Consider the following 6327-nt stretch of genomic DNA (forward strand, 5'->3'; position numbering starts at 1 on the left):
CCACGACCGCCGGGGCGCCGGGTGGGAGACTGCTCGGCATGCAGCAGACCCTGATCCACGTGGTCGCCGCCGTGCTCGTCGACGACCTGGACCATCCCACCCGGCTGCTCGCCGCGCGCCGCTCGGCGCCGGAGGAGCTCGCCGGTCGCTGGGAGTTCCCGGGCGGCAAGGTGGAGCCCGGTGAGGAGCCCCTCGACGCGCTGCGGCGCGAGCTCCACGAGGAGCTGGGCGTCCGTGTCGTCGTCGGCGACGAGCTGACCGGGCCGGACGACGGCGCGTGGCCGATCACGGCCCGGCACCGCATGCGCGTGTGGTTCGCGCTGCCCGAGGGCACGCCCGAACCGCTGGAGGACCACGACGAGCTGCGCTGGCTGACGGCCGGCGAGCTGGACGACGTCCCCTGGCTGGACGGCGACGTGCAGGTCGTGACGGGCGCCGCCCGTCACCTCGCCCGGGGCTGACGCTGTGCGTCGAGCCCGGGGCTAGCGCGCGCCCGCGCCCACGTTGCGGCGGCCGCGAGCAGCGGCGACACGGTGCCCGAGCGGCACGAACGCGCCGTCCATCAGCACCGGCACCACGTCGGTGGCGTCCACGTCCGTGGCGATCATGACGTCGTCCGCGAAGCCGGAGTCGAGCAGCTCACGCCCGCTCGCGGTGCCGCCGACGGAGTCGACGATGTCCTTGGTGCCCTTCCACAGGGTGACCGTGGCCTCGGTCTCCGGGGAGATGCTCACGGTGGGCAGCATCGCGGTGAGCCGCGCCGCGATCGAGCCGACGGCCAGGTAGTCCTCGAGAGCGGGGCGCAGCGTGTCGTCGGGCCACCGCTCGCCCACGGGCACGAGCACGACGTCGTGCCGCTCGGACGCGTCCAGGTGGGCCGCCGCGAGGCCGGCCACCGCCTTGGCGTTGCGCAGGCTGCCCGCGACGATCAGGGCGCCGCGGTTCGCGATGGTGTGGCAGATCTGCGCGGCGCTGGGCGACGGGATGACGAGGCGCTCGGCGTCGAGGTCCTGGAGCGAGGCCGGCGAGATGCTGATGCCGTCCTCCCAGCGCGGACCGGCGAGGGCCGCGCGCATGGTGCGGGCGAGCCGGGCCGCCCCCGCGGGATCGTGGTACGGGAACGGGTACACGCCGGCCCCCTGCTCGCAGGCCACGGTGACCGTGGTCGAGAAGGAGAGCACGTCCACGACGATCACCAGCGACGAGCGCGCGTCGGTGCTGGTGAGGGCGAGAGCGCCGGAGATACCCCAGTCCGTGCGCACACGGGCGGGACGCTGGTCGAAGGCCGGGGACGTGTTTGCCACGAACGCATCGTAGTGTCACACGAACTCGCCCATGTTTCGCGTTCAGTGAACAACGTAGCGATTCGGGTGATATTCACACAGAGGTCGTGGGGCCATAACCTCGCCGCGCAAGCCTGCCGCAGAACGCTCTCCCCGACTCCTCAGAAGGAACGAGCATGCGACGAGCACTCTCCGGCGCGCGGCCGGAAAAGCCACGAGGAATATCTGCCAAAGCGCTGACCTGCGGACTTGTCGCCGCGTTCCTCGTCGCACCCGCGAGCGGCGCCGTCGCGGCACCGCTTCCGGCACCCGAGGACGTCCCGCGCAGCGCCGCCGCACTGGCCGCCCCGACGCCGTTCCCGAGCGCGCCGCTGCGCTCCGGGACGCCCGTCGAGACGTCGGCAGAAGTCACCCCGCTCAGGCTGGACGACGACGGCGACGCCGTCGTCACCCGCCGCGAGGAGCGGCTGATCGCGCCGGGCCTGGAGCTCACCCGGTTCGCGCGGCTGGGCGCGGACGGCTGGCTCAGCGGCGAGGTGCTCGTGGCGGACCTGGGCGCGCCCGGGGCCGGCGGGCAGGTCCCGAAGGGCACCGTGCGGGTCGGCTACGTGGGCGCCGAGCACGTCGCCGGCACGGCCACGGTCTCCGAGATGGCCTCCGGGCGCGGCGCGATCGCCGCGATCAACGGCGACTACTTCGACATCAACAACTCGGGCGCCGCGCTCGGCGCGAGCGTCGACGACGGCACGCTGCTCAAGTCCGCCTCCCCGGGCCGGGAGCGCTCGGCCGCGTTCGGGTCGGCCCCTTCGACAGGCTCAGGGCAGCGCGGCGTCGGACGGCTCGCGCAGATCTTCCTGGAGGGCTCGGTGAGCTGGGCCGGCGCCTCGGGCGACGAGGCGGACGCTTCGGACGACGCGGCCGGCCGCATCGAGGTCCCGGTCAGCGGCCTGAACGTCACCGCCCTGCCCGCGGGCGGCGTCGCCGTGTTCGACGCCGCCTGGGGCGGCTTCACCCGCGCGCGTCCCCTGGCGGCCGGCGAGCAGGGGGTCGAGGTGACGGTCTCCGCGGACGGCACCGTGACCGCCGTCGGGCAGCCTGCCGCCGGGCAGCTCCCGGACGGGACGCGCGCCCTCGTGGCGCGGCCCGGCGCCGCGGCCGACGCGCTGGCCGCCCTGCGGCCCGGCGACCGGGTCGACCTGGCCTACGGCCTGCGCGCCGACGCGGACGACGTGGCCGTCGCCATCGGCGGCGGGCCGGAGGACCCGCTGCTGGAGGACGGCGAGGTCACGTCCGCGACCGGCGACCACGTGGAGCTGCGGCACCCGCGGACCGCCGTCGGCTTCGACGGGTCCGGCACCCGCGCGTACTTCGTGGTGGTCGACGGCCGCCAGACCCACAGCATCGGCATGAATCTCTACGAGCTGGGCGAGCTCATGGCCCAGCTCGGTGCCGACGACGCGATCAACCTCGACGGCGGCGGCTCCTCCGAGATGGTCGCCCGGTTGCCGGGCGACAGCGCCACCACCATCCTGAACAGCCCGTCCGACGGGTTCGAGCGGTCCGACGCGAACGGCCTCGGCCTGTACGTCCCGGCCGGCTCGGGCCGCGTCGCGGCCTACGACGTGCGCACCACCGTCCCCGCCGCCGACGCCGACCGCGTGTTCCCCGGGCTGCACCGCACCCTGACCGGCAAGGGGTACGACGACGCCATGGGCCCCGTCGCGAGCGAACCCTCCTCGTGGCGCGCTCGCGACGGGCGGGTCGCCTCGGTGCGCGACGGCGTGGTCACCGGCCGCAAGACGGGCACCACCATGGTGACCGCGGCATCCCTGAGCCGCTGGGGCCTCGCCACCGGCACCACCGAGGTGGAGGTCCTGGGCGACCTGGTCCGGACCGGCGTGGACACGCCGGTCGTCGGGCTGGAGGACGCCGACGCGACCGCGCCGCTGGTCCTGACCGGCTACGACGCCCAGGGCTTCGCCGCGCCGATCGAGGCGCAGGACGTCACGGTGACGGCCGTCGAGCCGGGCGAGCCCCGGATCGCCGGGGTGCGTGCGACCCGCGAACCGGTCGCCGAGCTGGTCCCCCGGGCCGACGGGTCCTTCGAGGTCCGGGCGCTCGCGGCGGTGGGCGGCACCACGTTCGAGCTGTCCGCGCCCGGCCCTCGCGGGACGGACCTGACCACCGAGGTGGCCGTGACGGTCAGCCTGGAGGAGGACGTCGTGGCCGACTTCGCCGACGCCGCCTCCTGGACCTCGGCCAACGACCGCGCCCCGGGCGGCACGCTCGCCCCGGCTACCGGGCACGACGGCGCGGCCGGGCTGCGCATGACCTACGACTTCACGCGGTCCACGGCGACACGCGGCCAGTACGCGGTGCTGCCCGAGGCCGCCGCGGGCGGGCGCGAGCTGCCCGGCGCGCCGCGCGCGGTGACGATGTGGGTGGACGGCGACGGTCACGGCGCCTGGCTGCGCCTCCAGGTGCGGCAGGGCGACGGCGTCGTCACGCAGCTCGACGGCCCCGAGGTCACCTGGACCGGATGGCGCCAGGTCACCTTCCCGGTGCCCGACGGCGTCGCGTTCCCCCTCAGGCTGCAGCGCGTGCGGGCGCTGGAGACGGCGGCGGGCGAGCAGTACACCGGCGCGCTGACGCTGTCGGCGGTCGCGGCGCAGGTGCCGCCCGCGGTGGACGCCCCCGAGGCGCCCCGGGTCGAGGACCCGGTCGTGGGCGCCGACGGCGCCACCGACGACGCGCCCTTGCGCGTCGCCGTCCTGTCCGACGCCCAGTTCGTGGCGCGCGACCCGGAGTCGGGTGCCGTGGCCGGTGCCCGGTCCGCGCTGCGCGAGATCGTGGACGACGATCCCGACCTGCTGGTCATCAACGGCGACCTGGTGGACGAGGCCGCCCCCGAGGACTTCGATCTCGCCCGGCGCGTCCTCACGGAGGAGCTCGCCGACGCCGACTTCCCCTGGTACTACCTGCCGGGCAACCACGAGGTGATGGGCGGCTCGATCGAGAACTTCGAGGAGGAGTTCGGCGAGCGGACCCGGGTGCTGGACATCCCGACGCCGGGCCCGCGGGGTTCCGGCCACCGGACGGGCACCACCCGGCTCGTCATGCTCGACTCGTCGGCCGGCCGGCTGGGCGCCGACTTCGCGCAGGTCCAGATGCTGCGCGAGGCCCTCGACGACGCCGCGACCGACCGCGCCGTCACCGGCGTGCTGGTGTTCGCGCACCACCCGCTCGACGACCCGCTGCCGACCAAGGCCAGCCAGCTCACCGACCGGCTGGAGGCCGACACGCTGCGCGGCTGGTTCGAGGACTTCGAGGAGACCTCCGGCAAGTCGGTCGCGTCGGTGGGCTCCCACGTGGGCGTGTTCCACGCGAGCACGCAGGACGGCGTCCCGTACCTGGTCAACGGCAACTCCGGGAAGAGCCCGGCGAGCACCCCGGCCGACGGCGGCTTCACGGGCTGGTCGATGGTCGGGGTGCGCCCGGCATCTGGCAAGGCCCCGGGAAACGTCCGGGGCAGCTTCCCGGGCGGCGGGTCCCGTGACCCGTGGCTCACCTGGGAGGTCAACGCCCGGGCCGAGCGCGTCACGGTCTCCGGCCCGACGGCGCTCGCGGTGGGCGCGTCCGCGCCTGCGTCCGCCGTCGTCGTGCAGGACGGGGACCGCGAGGTGCCGGTGGCGTGGCCCGTCTCGTCGGACTGGGGCGGCACGGGGGTGTGCGTCACGGACGAGCGGGGCCGGGACGCCCTGCGGGACTGCTCGCACGGCGCGGTGCTCGCGCTCGACCCCGCCACGCACGAGCTCACGGCCCTGCGGCCGGGCCGGGCCACGGTGACCGTCACGGTCAACGGCGCGCGCGGCGAGCTCATGGTCGCCGTGAGCCGGTAGATTTACCTCATGAGCAACTTCGAGGTGGCCCGCAGGCAGAAGCAGGAGCCCACGGCGGCGCTGGTGGTTCGCTTCATCGTGTGCTTCGCCCTGTTCCTGGGCGGGTTCGCGCTGATGGCCGTCGGCTCGCTCGGTGAGGCGGCGTCGTCGCCCTACCTGTTCGTGGGCGGCATCCTCGCCGTCTGCCTGTCGTTCGGCCTGCCGATGATCGGCGCCACCGAACGATAGAAGCACGCGCAGCGCCCGTCCGGTCCCGACCGGACGGGCGCTGCCGCATTTCTTCACCCACATCGTTCCTGACGCCCTGTCCGTGTTGGACAGCAGAAGCCTGACGGCGAGCGACCAGCTCGCCGGGACAGGCGCCGTCGAGCAGACAGGAACAGCCATGTCTCAGCACCGCACGTCCCGTACCGCCCTCCTCCGTCGGGGCCTGGTGGCGCTCGCCACCGCCACGACGCTCCTCGCCGGCGGCCTCGTCGTCGCCCCGTCCGCACAGGCCGTGCCCGTCGTCGACCTCGACTCGCGCGGCGGAACCGTCGTCAAGACCCGCATGGACGCGTGGGGGTCCGTGATCGAGGGCGACGTCACGACCGACAAGCTCTCGGCCGCCAAGGTCCGGTACGAGATCGACCTGGACTGGTCCGGCGGCAAGCTGAGCGTGAGCGACTTCGACGGCGTGGTGACGCTCCAGCGGGTCGGCGCCAAGCAGGTGCGCCAGTTTCCGGTGACCGTCGACAGGGACGGGAAGCGGAGCGGCACGATCAAGCTGCCCGGCACCCTGACGCCCGGTTCCTACCGGGTCGGCATCGAGTTCACCGCGCGGGTGAAGCGTCCCGACGGCCGGTCGATGTGGCACAGGGTCGACGTGAACAACGCGGAGACGGTGTCCGTGCGACGCGAGACGGTGCTGGACGCGTCGATCACCACCCCCCGGGCCACCGACGGCCGGTCCTCACGGATCACCGGCCGGGTCCGGGCCCTCAGCGTCAGCGCCGACGGCGACGTCTACTGGTCCACGCTGCGGAGCGGCACCGTGCAGCTCTCCTACTACCCCGGCGGTCTCTTCCGGAACGAGGCGGAGCCCGTCAGTGTCCGGCCGCTGACGATCGACCGGTACGGGAAGTTCACGACGGTCGTCCCCGCGC

5 protein-coding genes are annotated in these 6327 nt (G+C 74.4%); 4 read left to right on the plus strand and 1 reads right to left on the minus strand.

Annotated features, from left to right (window positions below):
* Positions 1 to 38 precede the first annotated feature (38 nt).
* Positions 39 to 461, plus strand: a complete 423-nt coding sequence (locus tag FHX71_RS24160; RefSeq protein ID WP_182619910.1) for a (deoxy)nucleoside triphosphate pyrophosphohydrolase — start codon at positions 39 to 41, stop codon at positions 459 to 461.
* A gap of 21 nt (positions 462 to 482) precedes the next feature.
* Here the strand turns inward: FHX71_RS24160 and FHX71_RS24165 are convergent, their stop codons facing one another.
* The gene (locus FHX71_RS24165) at positions 483 to 1304 is read right to left on the minus strand and encodes a 2-phosphosulfolactate phosphatase (RefSeq protein WP_182619911.1); all 822 of its coding nucleotides are present in this window, start codon (positions 1302 to 1304) and stop codon (positions 483 to 485) included.
* A 155-nt stretch (positions 1305 to 1459) separates the two neighbouring features.
* On the opposite strand from FHX71_RS24165, the gene FHX71_RS24170 reads away from it, so the two are divergent.
* The 3 genes from FHX71_RS24170 to FHX71_RS24180 form a co-directional block, all read left to right on the plus strand.
* Complete coding sequence (locus tag FHX71_RS24170) at positions 1460 to 5182, plus strand: phosphodiester glycosidase family protein (protein ID WP_246403383.1); 3723 nt, start codon at positions 1460 to 1462, stop codon at positions 5180 to 5182.
* Positions 5183 to 5191: 9 nt separating this feature from the next.
* On the plus strand, positions 5192 to 5410 hold the full coding sequence (locus tag FHX71_RS24175) for a hypothetical protein (protein WP_182619912.1): 219 nt from the start codon (positions 5192 to 5194) through the stop codon (positions 5408 to 5410).
* Positions 5411 to 5567: 157 nt separating this feature from the next.
* The coding region (locus tag FHX71_RS24180) for a hypothetical protein (protein ID WP_182619913.1) at positions 5568 to 6327 on the plus strand (760 nt) is incomplete at its 3' end.

It is taken from the genome of Promicromonospora sukumoe, from assembly GCF_014137995.1.
GTDB classification, from domain to species: Bacteria; Actinomycetota; Actinomycetes; order Actinomycetales; family Cellulomonadaceae; genus Promicromonospora; species Promicromonospora sukumoe.